Genomic DNA, 14,658 nt, shown 5'->3' with positions numbered 1-14,658 from the left:
GGCCCGAAGGCATTCCGTTAGGCAGGAAGCCCGAAGCGAGGAAGCGGCGATGACGACCGGTATGGACAAGAACTCGGCGCCGTTGAGGATCGAACTGGACGCCAAAGAGCGCGACCTGATCGTCCGCAGCTTGCGCGCCTTGTGGGAGTTCCACATCAACGCCCAGATGGGCGTCGTCGCCCGATTCTCCGGCGGCGACGCTTCGCTGCGGCAAGCGCTGGAAGCTTCCGACGAGCAATTGGCCAAAATCCGCTCGTTGGCGGCACGGTTGAACGCCGGCGTCGTCAACTGAACGCATCGCGCCGGTGCGTCGCGCGCGGCCGATCCAATTCGCCCGCCGCGGGCAAGAGGCGGAACAAGGCGATGTCGCCGCGATCTTGCGGCAAGGACAGCAATTCGCGAAAGCCCTGCTCCAGCGCCGATAGCGTCTCGGTCTGCGCGGCGGTCATCGGCCCGCCGCGGCGCAGGGCGCGCAACAAATAGCACAGCGAAGTCACCGGACACAGGCCGATGTCCCAATTCGCGGCTTCCAGCCACACGCGCTGCAGCGCCCTGCCGCCGCGCAGATAGTCGGCGCAACTGTCGCCCGGGCTCCAGATCAAGCCCATCGCCGAACTGGAAGCCACCAAGTCGTGCGCCAATTTGCCCAAGCCTCCGCCCAAACGCCAATCGGCCAGGCGCGCCACGACGCGCGCATCGGCCAACACCTTCAGGCCCGCCACTTCGGCCGCGGACAAGGACAGCGCCTGCATCGGAATGCCTTCTCCGTCGCGGCGATGCTCGGCGTTCGACCAAGCGATCTCGTTGACCATGTCGGCGTGCGACTCCGGATCCAGTATCCGCAGGCGTTCGGCCGCGCCGACCAATTCCGCCAGGGCGCCGATCGCTTTGCGGTCGGTGAGGAAGCGCGTTTCGACGCCGGGGAAACGGCGCGCCTGCGCATCGAGCGCATCGAGCGCAGTTTGCGCGATCGGGGCCGCCTCGCTCGGCCTGGCGCGCACGCTGCGCCGTCGGAACAGTTGCGGATAGAGCGCGTCCGACGCCTCCCCGCTAGCCGCGGCGAGGGCGACGAATGCGATGTCGTCGCCTCGCCATCGCCACTGCACTTCCGCGTCGTGCGCGTGATGGCGGGCGGACAGCAGCGCCGACTCCAACGTGGCGCCGAGGCCGACCATGGCCGCGCGGTCCTCGTGATAAAGCATGCTGCGGCCGGCCGAACGGCGATGCCGCAGCAGCAATCCGCCCTGCGTCTTGATCCATTCCCATGGCTGGGCATTGCCCGCCGAAGGCGCCAGCGAAGCGTCGGCGACGATGCGGTCGCGCACGTCGCCGTCGCGGGCGCGGGCGCAGGCGCGCGACCGATGCGGCGCGTCCGCGACCGGGGCCTGGGCGGGCACGCTCGCGGGCGCGGAGGCGTCCTTGCCCACTTCCGACAGATCGAAATAGTAGCGGCCGGAGCGTACCGGTTCGCCCAGCATCAGCCTGCGCACGACATCGGTGATCACGGCGCCCCCCAAGGCGACGTCCGAAGCCAGTTGCGGCCAGGTCTTGATGCTCTGTTCGATCTCGAGCATCGACGCGCGCAAACGCAGCGACGAGGTTTCCAGGCCGATGATGTCGAGCACCACGGGTATTTTCTCTTCGGTGCTCAGACCGGCGAGCGATGCGGGCGCCACCGCGCCCAAGCGTCCGTGGAACAAAGGCCGGTCCGGCTCCAGGTCGAAACGCTCGATATCGGTCATGCCCCGGTCGGAAGTGTTCATCAACACCGGAATGCCGCGGCTGCGCGCGGCCTCGCGTAGCTGGAGCTTGACGTCCAGGCTGTCGCATTCGTCCACGACCGCGTCCAAACCGTGCAGGAACGCTTCGGCGTCGGCGGCGGCGTAACCCCGATCGAAGCAGACCACTTTCAGATAGGGATCCATTTCCGCGATCTGGCGAGCGGCCACGACCGTCTTGGGCAAACCCAGCTCGTGGACGCCGCAACGCAGACGGTTGAGATTGGACAGCTCGACCGTATCGAAGTCCGCCAACCGCAATTCGCCGCAGTTGCGTTCGGAGGCGAGCGTGAGCGCTACCGATTGACCGACCGACAGCCCAACCACGCCGATCTTCTTGCTCCACAGCCGTGCCTGTTCCGCAGCGGTGATCTTGTGCCGGTTGCGGTCCGTGCGCAGCGAGACGAATTCCGCCTCTTCGAGCACGCGCACCAGCCGCCGCGACCAGGGGTAATGCACCCATGCGCCGTACGCGCTTCCGCGCTCGGCCAGGAAAGCGGCGACGGCCTGTTCGGCTTGGGCGTCGTCCAACTTGCGCCGCGGCTCGCGCGTGCGCATCAGATCCAGCAGCTGCGCGTGCAGAGTGTCGATCGCTTCGCAGCCGTCTTCCTTCAATCCGCGCACGCGGGCCATGTCGCTTTCGCGATCGCAGCGCAGGATTTCGGCAAGGCCGGAGCGCGCAGCCGCGGAAAGTTCGTTCGTCATGCTCGTACTCCTCGTTCCGCCGCGATGCATTCGTCGAAGCCGCGCCAAAAGATGGGCTCGCCGCGGGCCATGCCTTCGGCGAAACCGAACACGCGGGCGCGTTTGCCGGCCGGCACGGTGAGGAAGCCGAGCGGATCGGCCCGCATCACGGTCGACACATAACTGGGATCGGGATAGCTGAAGCGTCCCAAGCTCGCATCCGGCAACAGGCCTACGGTTTCGTAGAAACCGAGCAAATGCTGATGGCCGAAGGCGACGATCTTTTCCGCGCCCAAGACCCGGCACGCGGCCATCGCCGCATGCAGCAAGCTTTCGCTGAGCCCGGTCTTACGCCACGCGTCCTCGGCCCATAACCCGCTCATCTCGGCGATGCGGCGGCCGTCCCATCCGGCGATCTCCGCTCGCATGGACGCGTGGTGGCCGATGGCGCGCTCGATCGGCAGCGGCTTATCCGCTCCGCGGCGATAGACGCTGACGCTGGCGACGATGGCGCCGGAATCGCAATCGGTCGCGGTGACCAGATGCAGGTCTTCGGCAGAAATGCCGTCGGACAGCGATACCGAGGCCGCGGCGGCGCCGAAACGCGCGTAGCAGGTTTGCTTCTTCCGGTAGCAGTCCGCCGCGATGTCCGGGTCGCGCTGCGCGTCGATCAGGTCCAAGCGCAACGCCGGACCGGACAGCACGAGGCTGCCGGCGCCCACTTCGGCGGAGGCCCACTCAGGAATGCTTGCCCGGCCGGCATGCCGGTCGGTTTGTTCGTCGATAGCCACGTCGTCTCTCCCGTTTCCCATCGCTGTCGATGCGATGGCGGGACTTACGACGAAAGAACGCGGACAGCGTGGCCACCATCACAATTGCTGAGTGGCCGAAAATGTGACGGCGCGCCGTCTTTAGACGCGCGGAGGAAGTTGTTCGCGGGTTATCGGATCACTTGCACGCCGTGCAGCTTCGGTTGTCCGTTGCCGGCGTCGGTCCACACGACATAGGCGCCGTCGGTGCGCAGAGCCAATTTGGGCGAACCGCCGGCGTTGCCGCGGCCTTGCAGTTTGGCGATCTCGGTGCGTTGGGTTTCTCGCTTCAAATCGGCCGAATAGCGCGCCAGCCACAGCGATTGCGCAGCGGCGTCTTCGCGCAGCCATACGACCCAAGCGCCGTCCTTGTCGTAGGCGACGTCGGCGCGGCCCAGCACGGCCGCACCGCGGTCGACGCGGACCGGAGCGGCGAAGCTGGCGCCGCCGTCGCGGCTCAAAGCCAATTGCAGCGAAGGTTCGCCGTTGGCCGCGGTGTACCAGGCGGCGACCACGTCGTTGCCGTTCGCGGCGGCGGCCGGACCGTTGACCGGGCAAGCGGGCATCTTCCAGCCGTCGGCGTGGACGCGTACCGGTTCGCTCCAGGCCTTGCCGTCGTAGCGGACGGCGGCGATGTCGCGCACTTCTTCGGCGTCGCGGTCGCGGTAGACGATTACCGGGCCGGCGGACGCCATCGCCGTGTCGGTCTGACAACATTCGCAGGTCGCAGCGTCGAGCGTGCTTTCGCTCGTGCGCTGCAAGCCGCCGTCGAAAATCGCTGTCTGCAGCGACATGCCACCGTGGTTTTCGTGCGCGTCGCCCTCGCCCGCTTTCGCAGGGTTCAACCAGGCCACGCCCAGCGTCGCTTGCGTCGCGGGCCATAGCGAAGCGAAACCGTGCTCGCCGCCTTGGTCGCGGTTGACGACGACCGGCGCGCTCCAATTGAAGCCGCGATTGCCGGAGCGGCTGAGCGCGAGGTCGTACTCGCCGGGGCCGGCGCCGGTCCGCTGCAGCCAATGCACCCACAGCGCGCCGTCGGGCGTGGCGGCGATGTGCGGCGTGTCGGCCCAGTTCGACAGCAAGGCTTCACCGACGGCGATGGTCTTGGGCGAACTCTGCCAGCGGCCGTCGGTGCCGAAAGCGGCGAACTGCAAGGCGTTGTCGCGGCCCGGCCGCACGCTCATCCAACTGAGCAGGAGACGGCCGTCGGGTGCGACGGCCAGATCGGGCTGCGCCGCGCCTTGTTCGGCGAGCAGCGGCCAGACGCGGATTTCGCCCGGCTTGCCGGCGGCTTCGGGGGCGGCGTCGCGCTGGCAAGCGGCGAGAAGGGCCAGGGGCAACAACGCGAACAGCGGGCGGACAATGGTCTTCATGCGGCGAAGCGTACTCTAGGCGCGTCGCCCCGGCATGAACTTATGCTCGTCACCGTCGCCCACTACCACGACCCGATCGAAGCGCACATCGCCCGCGGCCTGCTGGCCTCGCAGGGCATCGACGCGCATTTGGGCGACGAACACCTGGCCTTAGCGAATTGGGAATGGCGCCTGGCGGTGGGCGGCGTGAAGCTGCGCGTGCCGCAAGAGCAGGCGATGCGCGCGCGCGACATCCTGCACGCCGCCGAATCCGGCGAATACGTGCTGGACGACGACGACGCGCATCAACGCACGGCCGACGAACGCGTATTGCAGGCGCCGGATCGCGAATCGTGGTCGAGCCGGATCGCCTGGGTAGCGCTGATGCTGTTCAGCGTGCCGTTGCCGTGGCGGCGGAAGCCCATTGCCGACGAACAGGCTGTGCGCGAGCTGTAGCTCTGCTTGAGGATCACTCGCGCTCCCGCCCGCGAGCTTGTGAATTGTCCCTCTCCCTTTTACGGGAGAGGGATAGGCGCGAAGCGCCGGGGAGAGGGTTCGGCTTTTGGCGTGATGCGGCAGAAGACAAGAGCACGCTCGCTCCGCTCGCGCCCCCTCTCCTGCTCTTCGGGCATCCTCCCCCGCGAGGAGGAGAGGAAAGATCAGGCCACCTGCGCGCGCTTCTGCCGCGCGATATGCACCAGCAGCAGCGAAATCGCCGCCGGGGTCATGCCGGGGATGCGCTGGGCCTGGCCGACCGTCTGCGGGCGCACGCGTTCGAGCTTCTGCTGCACCTCGGCGGACAAGCCGCGCACGGCGGCGTAGTCGAAGCCCGCGGGAATGGCGGTGTCTTCGTTGCGCTGCTGGCGTTCGATCTCCTCGCGCTGGCGGTCGAGATAGCCGGCGTACTTCACGCCGATCTCGACTTGCTCGGCCACCTTCGCGTCTTCCGCCGCCGGCCCCAGCGAAGGCACCGTCATCAATTTGGCGTAATCCAGCTCCGGTCGCTTGAGCAGATCCAAGGCGTTGCTTTCGCGGCTGACGACCACGCCGGTCGCTTCCGCGAGCTCGCGGCCGATCGCGTTCGCCGGCGTCGCCCACAGCCCGCGCAGGCGCTCGCTCTCGCGCGCGATGGCCTCGCGCTTGGCCGCGAACGCGTTCCAGCGCGCTTCGTCGACCAAGCCGAGTCCGCGACCGGTTTCGGTCAGGCGCAGATCGGCGTTGTCCTCGCGCAACTGCAGCCGGTATTCGGCGCGCGAGGTGAACATGCGGTAGGGCTCGCTGGTGCCGTGGGTGATCAGATCGTCGATCAGCACGCCGATATAGGCTTCGTCGCGGCGCGGCGACCAGGCTTCTTTTCGCTGCACGAAGCGGGCGGCGTTCAAGCCGGCGATCAAACCCTGCGCCGCGGCCTCTTCGTAGCCGGTGGTGCCGTTGATCTGGCCGGCGAAGAACAGGCCGGACACCGCTTTGGTTTCCAGCGAAGTCTTCAAGCCGCGCGGGTCGAAGAAGTCGTATTCGATCGCGTAGCCGGGCCGGGTGATGTGCGCGTTCTCGAAGCCGCGGATGCTGCGCACCAGCGCCAATTGCACGTCGAACGGCAGCGAGGTGGAGATGCCGTTCGGATAGATCTCCGTCACATCCAGGCCTTCGGGCTCGACGAAGATCTGGTGGCTCGATTTCTCCGCGAAACGCACCACCTTGTCTTCGATCGACGGGCAGTAGCGCGGGCCGATGCCTTCGATGGCGCCGGTGAACAGCGGCGAACGGTCTAGCGCGCCGCGGATGATCTCGTGGGTGCGTTCGGAGGTGTGCGTGATCCAGCACGACACCTGGCGCGGATGCTCCGACGCGTCGCCGATATACGAGAACACCGGCAACGGCGTATCGCCCGGCTGTTCTTCCATCACCGAATAATCGAGCGTGCGGCCGTCGATGCGCGGCGGCGTGCCGGTCTTCAAGCGATCGACCACGAACGGACCCTCGCGCAAGCGTTGCGCGAGCGTGGATGCGGGCGGATCGCCGGCGCGGCCGGCGGCGTATTGGGTTTGTCCGACGTGGACCTTGCCGGCCAGGAAAGTGCCGGCGGTCAGCACCACGGCGGGCGCTTCGAAGCGCAGGCCGGTTTGGGTGATCGCGCCGCCGACGGTTTCGTTGTCGATGATCAGATCGTCGACCGCGGCTTGGAACACGGTCAAGTTCGGCTGCGCTTCGACGATCTTGCGGATCGCGCTGCGGTACAGGGAACGGTCGGCTTGGCAGCGCGTCGCGCGCACGGCCGGACCCTTCGATGCGTTCAAGGTGCGCCACTGGATGCCGGCGCGGTCGGCGGCGTGCGCCATCGCGCCGCCCAGCGCGTCGATTTCCTTGACCAGATGGCCTTTGCCGATGCCGCCGATCGCCGGATTGCAGCTCATCGCGCCGACCGTCTCGATGTTGTGCGTGAGCAGCAGCGTGCGCGCGCCGGCGCGCGCGGACGCGAGCGCGGCTTCGGTGCCGGCGTGGCCGCCGCCGATCACGATGACGTCGTAGCGATGGAAGGAATGGGTCATGGCGGAACGCAACGATGAATGCCTTCTCCATCGGGAGAAGGTGCCCGAAGGGCGGATGAGGGTTCGGAATACGACGCGAACTGGAAACGGCCGTTGCGCCGGACCCTCACCCTCTCCCGAGAGGAGAGGGCACGAGCAGGCCGGCATTATCGCCGACCCAGGCCTGGGAAGTTGGCACGCTTCCTGCTTTGCCTATCTGGCACCCAGCGTGGCAAGACGCGGGGGCGTTGGCCGGGCAGGAACAGGGACGGCCATGCGCACACTGGGGACGCGAGGGGCCGGATGTCGGGGGACGTCCGGCCCCGTTTTTTTGGCGCCGACGCCCGGCGGAGGCGGAACAGGGGGGATCCGTGATTCCCCACCGGGCGTCGACAGAGGGTCAACCGCAACAATTCAACGTCGCAAACCGACGCAAGCGGTCAGTCCTGGTTAGATTGCGACCGCAAGGCCCCCAGTGCAAGCGCTTTGCGGTTCGCAGTCCGCGACGGACGTCCCGTTTCCGTCAATGGTTCCGCCCTCACCGCTCCTCCCGATGCGATTCCGTCTTGCGCTCGGCGCGGATGCGGCGCGCTTCTTCGCGATGCTCCGAATTCGACGAGCCGGACGGCGGCCGATAGACCGGCGCCGAAGGCATGGGCCGATACGCCGGCGCCGAGGCGGGCGGCCGGGAGGCGCGCGGCGGTGGCCGCATCGGCTCTTGGCCTTCGGCTTGGCGTAGCCTGTTCAGGTCGCGCCAAGGCGGCTTGCCGGAACCGCCGCCGCCGTTCGGCGGCCGGTAGTCGCCATGGCCCGGATAGCGCGGCCGGTAGTAGTAGCGCGGATAAACGTAGCGGTCGTAATAGGGATAGCCGTAACCGTAGCGGTACGGATAGCCGCCGTAATACCGATCGTAGTAATAGTCGTCGTAATACCCGTACGGATAGCCGCCGTAACGGCGATAGACCACGGTCGGCTCGTTGCTGCGGTAATAGCCGGGGCCATAGCCGTAGTAGTCGTCGTACGCGACGCACCCGGTCAGCGCGAATGCGGTGGCCAGGGCGGGAAGCAGCAAGCGGAGTTTCATAGGCGGAATCCCCCGGATAACGCCGCCAGCATCGGGCGCGCGCATTGAATCCGCGCTTAATTTTCCCGGCGCGGACCGCCGCTACGCTGAACGGTTCCGCGTTCGATCCGCTACGCTGAACGGATGACGACCCCACTGCCCGATTTCGCCGACCTTCTGGCCGCCGCCGCGCGCATCGCGCCTTACGCCCACGTCACGCCCGTGCTGCGCTCGCGCGGCCTGGACGAACTCGCCGGCTGCGAGTTGCATTTCAAGGCCGAGCATCTGCAACGCGCCGGCGCTTTCAAATTCCGCGGCGCCTGCAACGCCGTGTTCGCGCTGGACGAAGCGCAGGCCGCCGCCGGCGTGGTCACCCATTCTTCCGGCAACCACGGCGCGGCCTTGGCGCTGGCCGCGCGCTTGCGCGGCATTCCCTGCCATGTGGTGGTGCCGGCGGGCGCGGTGCGATCGAAACTCGCCGCGATCCAAGCTTACGGTGCGACCTTGCACGAATGCGCGCCGACCATCGCCGCGCGCGAAGCCGAATGCGCGCGCGTGCAGCGCGAAACGGGCGCCACGCTCGTGCATCCCTACACCGATCCGCGCGTGATCGCCGGACAAGGCACGGCGGCGATGGAATTGCTCAATGCGGTTCCCGATCTCGACTTGCTGGTGGCGCCGGTCGGCGGCGGCGGTTTGTCTTCCGGCACCGCGCTCGCCACGGCGGGATCGGCGCCGAACTGCCGGGTGATCGGCGCCGAACCCAGCGGCGCGGCGGAAACCTTCGCTTCGCTGCAGCGCGGCGAACGCGTCACCGAATTCACGCCGGATACGGTCTGCGACGGTTTGCGCGGCACGCTGGGCGAAATCAATTTCGAGTTGCTGCGGCGCTTGCGCGTGGACGTGCTGACCGTGGACGACGCGGCCACCCTCGCCGCGCTGCGCCTGTTCTGGCAGCGCTGCAAGCAGACCATCGAACCTTCGTCGGCGATCGCGCTGGCGGCGGTGCTGGCGCATCCGGAGGTTTTCGCCGGGCGCCGCGTCGGCATCGTGCTGTCGGGCGGGAATGTCGACTTGGACAATCTGTCCGCCTTGCTTTCGAAGTAGGCGGTGCCGCTACTCGATCCACCTCTCTAGGCATAGTCGAGCCGCTCGACTGCTTTTTGCCTTCGGACCCAGAAGAGCAGTCGAGCAGGCTCGACTCTACAAAAGCGAACCCGCGTCGCTTCAACGCAGTAGCGCGGCACATCCGGGCATGGCGTGCTCCGATCGTCCGACCGTTCGCTCCGCTCGGCGCCGGCCTGTTCACTTTTGTGATCCTTCTTCCGTTTTTTTCCGACGGCGGCTGGCAGGCTGCATCGCTGCTCGCTCCGCGCCAGGAGCGGCGCCGGGCAGGAAAGCCCGGTCCACTCGTTCCGACAGGCCAGGGGGATGCCGGTGGTGGATATCCAGTTCCGAGTCGTCTCGGATCGCAGGGACGGTTTGCTGCTCGCGCTCGGCCAGACCGTGATCGCGTCCGGCTTCAATCTGTTGCGCCAACGCATGGTCAACAGCGAAGAGGGCGTGGTCCTCACCATGGTCGTGCGCGGCCCGGAAAGCGGCTTGCTGCAGCTGGAAGAGAAGCTGGGCACGCACCACCTGGTCAACAGTTTCGAAGCCTCGCCCGCCGAGGCTCCCGACAACCCCGCGCCTGCGCCCGCCAGGCCCGCGGCGGCCGCGAAACCGGCCGCCGCGGAAGTCGCGACCGCGGCGATGGACATGAAGCGCGTCGAAACCCTGCTGCCGCAGTTGGCGCGCAACTATCCCAACATCTTCATCCAGCTGTTGGCGCTGGAGCACGACTTGCCGCAACCGCAGCGCGAATCGACCTTGCGCTACATCGGCCAGCGCGTCGGCGCTTGGGTCTATAAGCGCGACTACGCGCTGGGCGGCCACCTGCAACTGGCCGACGCGGTGCGCCACATCGCGCTGCCGGCGATGCGCCAACTGCTCCACGCCGAACTGCACGACGACGTGCTGCGGGTCAAGAACAGCCCGTTCTGCCACCGCGGCGAACACGGCGCCTGCTGCCATTTCCTGCGCGGCATGCTCGGCGGCCTGCTCGCCGGCCCGCAAGGCACCGACGCGGTGCGCGTCGTCGAATCCCATTGCCGCAACACCGGCGCGGAGAGCTGCAGCTTCGAATTCAGCGCCTGACCTTCCGACCACACTGGGGGAACCGCAATGCCGCACGACCACGCCATCCAATGCGTCCACGATCCTTTGTTGGTGATCCTGTCCTATCTGGTTTCGGTGCTCGGTTCGTTCACCGCCCTGCAATTGGCGATCGCGATCCCGGCCGCGCAGACCGCCGCGCAGCGTTGGCGCGCGATCGTCGCCGCCGGCGCGGCGATGGGCGGCGGCGCGATCTGGGCCATGCATTTCATCGCCATGCTCGCCTGCCGAATGGACATTCCGGTGGCCTACGGCCTGGGCTTGACCGTGCTGTCGGCCTTGATCGGCATGGCCTCGTGCATGGCCGGCTTGGCGATCGCCGGCACCGGCGTGTTCGGCTGGTCGAAGCTGATCGCCGCGGGCGTGTTCATGGGCCTGGGCGTGACCGGCATGCACTACACCGGCATGGCCGCGATGATGATGCCGGCGGACACGCACTACGACATGACGCTGGTGGCGGCTTCGGGCGCGATCGCGATCGTGGCTTCGATCGTGGCGCTGTGGCTGGCCTTCAATCTGCGCGGCTGGCTGCAAATGCTGGGCAGCGCGCTGGTGATGGGCGTGGCGGTGTGCGGCATGCATTACACCGGCATGCAAGCGGCGAGCTTCATGCCCAACGGCGCCGGCGATGCGGCGCTGGCCGGCGGCCTGAGCGTGACCAATCTGGGCATGGGCGTGTTCGCCGTCGCCACGCTCCTGCTGGCGACGATGCTGGCGCTGAGCCTGCTGCGGCAAAGGCAGCGGGCGATGGTGCAGATCTGAGGGAGCAGAAACTAGGAATCAGGAACTAGAGAAGAGCTTTCTCTAGTTTCTCGTTCCTGGTCTCTAGTTTCTCGCAGTATGATCGTTGGCGCGAACAACCGCCGAGAAACAGATGAAGATCGATGGCACGCGCGCGAACGACCGCGCGACCGAGTTGGTGTTGGCCTACTACGCCGCGTTCAACCGCGGCGACTGGACCGGGATGCTGGATTGCCTGGACGACCAGGTGGTGCACGACCTCAACCAAGGTCCGCGCGAGACCGGGCGCGCGCAATTCGCGGTGTTCCTGCAGCGGATGGCGGCCAGCTACCGCGAGCAGTTGGGCGAGATCGTGGTGATGAGCTCGCCCGACGGCCGCCGCGCCGCCGCCGAGTACGTGGTGCGCGGCGAATACCTGGCCGACGACGCCGGCCTGCCCAAAGCGCGCGGCCAGAAATACGAACTGCCCGGCGGCGCTTTCTTCGAGATCCGCAACAACAAGATCGCCCGGGTCAGCAACTACTACAACCTGCAGGAGTGGTTGGCGCAGGTCAGTTGAAGGGCTTTGCAGGCGCCTTGATTTCGGTCAATCCGATGCGGAGCAGCGGTCCTACAATCCGGCAGAGCCCAAGGCCTGCCCACCGCCATGACGCGCTATTCGTCCACCCAGCGTTACCTGCATTGGTCGATCGCGGTCCTGCTCGCGGCGGCCTACCTCTTCATCGAGCAGCGCGGTTTGTTCGCCCGCGGATCGGCCGCCCGCCTCAATATGATGCAAGCCCATTATTGGACCGGGCTGGCGATAGCGGGACTGGCGGTATGGCGCATCCTGCTTCGTTGGCGCAGGCGCGCGCCCCCGATCGTCCCGCCGCCCCCGGCCTGGCAGGCCTGGTCGGCCGCAGGATTGCACCTGATGCTGTATGCCTTTTTGGTGGTGATGCCGTTGCTGGGCCTGGCCACGGCGTGGGCCGACGGCAAAGTCCTTTACGTGCCTTTCACCGAAATCGCCCTGCCGGCCCTGCTGCCCCAGGACAAAGGCCTCGCCGAGCGGCTGGAGGATTTGCATGGCGGCATCGGTGAATTCTTCTACTGGGTGATCGGTTTGCACGTCCTGGCTGCGTTCTACCATCACTGGATACGGCGCGACGACAGCCTGCGCCGGATGCTATGACCAACATTTAGCTGAGAATGCTGCGCTTATAGTGCGCGCCCGCCCGCTGCCCGCCCCGCCATGATCCGGATCCTGCGTTCCCCGGCTTTTAGGACTGCCCTGATCGCATTGGCGCTGGCGTTCTGCTTCCTCGGCACACGCGGCATCTGGGATCCCGACGAAGGCCGCTACACCAACGTCGCGTTGAACATGCTGCACAGCGGCGATTGGCTCAATCCGCGCCGCAACGACGAAGTCGGCCACTGGACGAAGCCGCCGCTGACCTATTGGCTGATCGCGAGCAGCGTCGCGGCTTTCGGCAGCAACCCCTGGGCCGCCCGCTTGCCGGCGGCAGCGTCCTATCTGCTGTGCGTGTGGCTGGCCTGGCGGATCGGCCGGCGGTTGACGCCCGGATCGGAGCGGACCGCCGCGTTGGCCTACGCCACCATGCTGCTGCCGGTCGGCGCTTCGCAGCTGATCACCACCGACTACGTGCTCGCCGCTTGCGAAACGATGGCGATGTGGGCCTTCGTCGAAGCCCGGTTCGGCGATGCGAAGAAACGCTGGATCACGCTGATGTGGGTCGGGTTCGCCTTGGCGTTCCTGACCAAAGGCCCGCCCGGCTTGCTGCCCTTGCTGGTGGTGTTGGCGTTCGACCAGGCGATGCCGCGCCGCGCCGGCGACCGGATCTTCCACTTCTCCGGCTTACTAGTGTTCGTGCTGTTGGCCTTGCCCTGGTACGTCGCCGTGATCCACGGCAATCCCGGCTTGTTCCAGTATTTCGTCGGCGACGAAGTGGTGAACCGGGTCACCACCAAGGAGTTCGGCCGCCACGGCGAGTGGTACGGCTGGTTGGAAATCTACGTGCCGACTTTGCTGATCGGAACGCTGCCGTGGACCTTGCCGTTGCTGCGCTGGGCGCGCGGCGTGCCGGCTTCGGTCAAACGCTGGTGGCGCGATCCGCAGGCGCGGGCCGCGGACGCGGCGCCGCTGCTGCTGTTGCTATGGGTGCTGCTGCCGCTGCTGGTGTTCTGCGTGTCGAAGTCGCGGATGCCGCTTTACATCCTGCCGCTGTTCGTGCCGCTGGCCCTGCTCGCCGCGAAGCAGCGCGACGGCGAAGGGCGGGCGCCGCCGTCGTGGCGTTGGCTGTGGCTGTGGGCGGCCCTGCTGTTGTCGGCGAAACTGGTGTCGGCGCTGTGGCCGACCCACAAGGACGCGGCGCAGTGGGCCGATGCGATCCGCGAACGCGCGCCCGAGCCGGTGCGCGAAGTGGTGTTCGTCGAAGACATGGCGCGCTACGGCCTGCATCTGCATCTGGGCGTTTCCACCGAGATCGAGAAGCTGTCGCTGGATCCCGTCCCGCAGCCGCGCTTCAATCCGGAATACGACGAGCCGCTGGACGAGGAATTGCGCGAAGCCGAAGCCGGCTTGGTCTGGGTGTGCAAAGAAGACTTGTGGCCGCGCTTGCGGCAGCGGATCGCTGCGCGCGGCTTCCGCGCCGTGCCGCTCGGCACACCCTACCAGAGGCGCGTGCTGTTCCGGGTGGAACCGCTCAGCGCGAACGCGCCAGCAGCGTCAGACCCTCGTTGAGCAGCAAGCGCGTAGCGGCCGCGCGTTGCGCCAGCGGAACGTCCTTCAGCGCGTCCAGCATCCAGCCCATCGAACGGCAGCGCGCTTCGCGGCTCGCGCGATCATTGCCGGTCGCGGTCATGCCCACCAGGAAACCGTCGTGCAATAGCGTCGCCGTGACGCCGGCCGACTTCAGCGTTTGGCGCGCGGCGACCGGATCGTAGGGCTGCGGCGGATTCTGCACGCCCGACGCGGCGATGCCGGCGATGGCGGCCACGAAACGGTCGCGGCTCGCGGGACCCAGATGGTTCGCGGCGCGTCCGATCGCTTCGAGGCTGCGGTCGGCATCCGGTTCCAGCAGCCGGCACATGGTCTGCGCTTCTTTCGGTATCTGCGCCGAGGCGTGCACGGCTTGGAACAAGCCGTCGAGCGCATCGTCCGGCGCGCGCATCAGCACGCCGCCGGCTTCGCCGAGCAATGCGTCGACGTCGATTTGCGAAAGCGCTTCTTGGATGCCTTGGACGTCGTAACGTTGCGCGGCGAGCGCGGGCGATCCGATCAGACACACGCCCAGTGCGATCGCAGGAAAGATTTTGGCCATGGGTTCCTCGCAACGTTGCGGCCGAAAGTCTAGATCAGGCTTTATGAACCGCGCTCGGCTTTTTTGTAGGAGCGGCTTCAGCCGCGAGCCTTCCTTTTCAGGTCGCGACGACGTGTGGGAAAGAGCTCGCGGCTGAAGCCGCTCCGACAAAAGCGCGCATCAACGCCGG

At 67.1% G+C, this 14,658-nt stretch carries 14 protein-coding genes; 8 read left to right on the top strand and 6 right to left on the bottom strand.

Annotated features, from left to right (window positions below; translation table 11 throughout):
- Positions 1-49 precede the first annotated feature (49 nt).
- Positions 50-292: a hypothetical protein gene (locus FCE95_RS13695; RefSeq protein ID WP_137267621.1), complete on the top strand. Its 243-nt coding sequence runs from the start codon at positions 50-52 to the stop codon at positions 290-292.
- Here the strand turns inward: FCE95_RS13695 and FCE95_RS13690 are convergent.
- From FCE95_RS13690 to FCE95_RS13680, 3 genes are all read right to left on the bottom strand, one after another.
- A complete protein-coding gene (locus tag FCE95_RS13690) occupies positions 285-2,483 on the bottom strand; it encodes an Rv1355c family protein (RefSeq protein WP_189644774.1) in 2,199 nt (732 codons plus the stop codon). The two genes, FCE95_RS13695 and FCE95_RS13690, sit on opposite strands and share 8 nt — an antisense overlap.
- Entirely contained in the window at positions 2,480-3,253 is a 774-nt protein-coding gene (locus FCE95_RS13685) for a hypothetical protein (protein WP_137267619.1), read from the bottom strand. The genes FCE95_RS13690 and FCE95_RS13685 overlap by 4 nt, the downstream gene beginning before the upstream one ends.
- A 149-nt stretch (positions 3,254-3,402) precedes the next feature.
- On the bottom strand, positions 3,403-4,644 hold the full coding sequence (locus tag FCE95_RS13680) for a sialidase family protein (RefSeq protein WP_189644773.1): 1,242 nt from the start codon (positions 4,642-4,644) through the stop codon (positions 3,403-3,405).
- Positions 4,645-4,686: 42 nt separating this feature from the next.
- On the opposite strand from FCE95_RS13680, the gene FCE95_RS17165 reads away from it, so the two are divergent.
- On the top strand, positions 4,687-5,079 hold the full coding sequence (locus tag FCE95_RS17165) for a putative signal transducing protein (protein ID WP_189644772.1): 393 nt from the start codon (positions 4,687-4,689) through the stop codon (positions 5,077-5,079).
- 203 nt (positions 5,080-5,282) lie between these two features.
- Here FCE95_RS17165 and mnmG read toward each other — a convergent pair whose 3' ends face one another.
- Positions 5,283-7,172: a tRNA uridine-5-carboxymethylaminomethyl(34) synthesis enzyme MnmG gene (mnmG, locus tag FCE95_RS13670; protein ID WP_137267616.1), complete on the bottom strand. Its 1,890-nt coding sequence runs from the start codon at positions 7,170-7,172 to the stop codon at positions 5,283-5,285.
- Positions 7,173-7,689: 517 nt separating this feature from the next.
- Positions 7,690-8,235 (bottom strand): hypothetical protein, encoded by a 546-nt coding sequence (locus FCE95_RS13665; protein WP_189644771.1) that lies wholly within the window; start codon positions 8,233-8,235, stop codon positions 7,690-7,692.
- A 123-nt stretch (positions 8,236-8,358) separates the two neighbouring features.
- On the opposite strand from FCE95_RS13665, the gene FCE95_RS13660 reads away from it, so the two are divergent.
- From FCE95_RS13660 to FCE95_RS13635, 6 genes are all read left to right on the top strand, one after another.
- Positions 8,359-9,321, top strand: coding sequence for a pyridoxal-phosphate dependent enzyme (locus FCE95_RS13660; RefSeq protein WP_137267615.1), 963 nt, complete (start codon positions 8,359-8,361; stop codon positions 9,319-9,321).
- A 333-nt stretch (positions 9,322-9,654) separates the two neighbouring features.
- The gene (locus tag FCE95_RS13655) at positions 9,655-10,410 is read left to right on the top strand and encodes a 4-vinyl reductase (protein ID WP_137267614.1); all 756 of its coding nucleotides are present in this window, start codon (positions 9,655-9,657) and stop codon (positions 10,408-10,410) included.
- A gap of 27 nt (positions 10,411-10,437) precedes the next feature.
- Positions 10,438-11,190: an MHYT domain-containing protein gene (locus FCE95_RS13650; RefSeq protein ID WP_137267613.1), complete on the top strand. Its 753-nt coding sequence runs from the start codon at positions 10,438-10,440 to the stop codon at positions 11,188-11,190.
- A gap of 112 nt (positions 11,191-11,302) precedes the next feature.
- Positions 11,303-11,728, top strand: a complete 426-nt coding sequence (locus tag FCE95_RS13645) for a ketosteroid isomerase-related protein (protein ID WP_137267612.1) — start codon at positions 11,303-11,305, stop codon at positions 11,726-11,728.
- Positions 11,729-11,815: 87 nt separating this feature from the next.
- Positions 11,816-12,340: a cytochrome b gene (locus FCE95_RS13640; protein ID WP_137267611.1), complete on the top strand. Its 525-nt coding sequence runs from the start codon at positions 11,816-11,818 to the stop codon at positions 12,338-12,340.
- A 60-nt stretch (positions 12,341-12,400) separates the two neighbouring features.
- Positions 12,401-13,909: an ArnT family glycosyltransferase gene (locus FCE95_RS13635; protein WP_137267610.1), complete on the top strand. Its 1,509-nt coding sequence runs from the start codon at positions 12,401-12,403 to the stop codon at positions 13,907-13,909.
- Here the strand turns inward: FCE95_RS13635 and FCE95_RS13630 are convergent.
- Positions 13,872-14,489 carry a hypothetical protein gene (locus tag FCE95_RS13630; protein ID WP_137267609.1) on the bottom strand — a complete coding sequence of 206 codons (618 nt, stop codon included), beginning with the start codon at positions 14,487-14,489 and terminating at the stop codon, positions 13,872-13,874. The two genes, FCE95_RS13635 and FCE95_RS13630, sit on opposite strands and share 38 nt — an antisense overlap.
- Between the last annotated feature and the right edge of the window lie 169 nt (positions 14,490-14,658).

This window comes from Luteimonas gilva (assembly GCF_005239095.1).
Taxonomy (GTDB): Bacteria; Pseudomonadota; Gammaproteobacteria; order Xanthomonadales; family Xanthomonadaceae; genus Luteimonas_C; species Luteimonas_C gilva.
The sequence above is the reverse complement of the archived record's forward strand: the minus strand, read 5'-3'. Positions and strand labels throughout refer to the sequence as shown.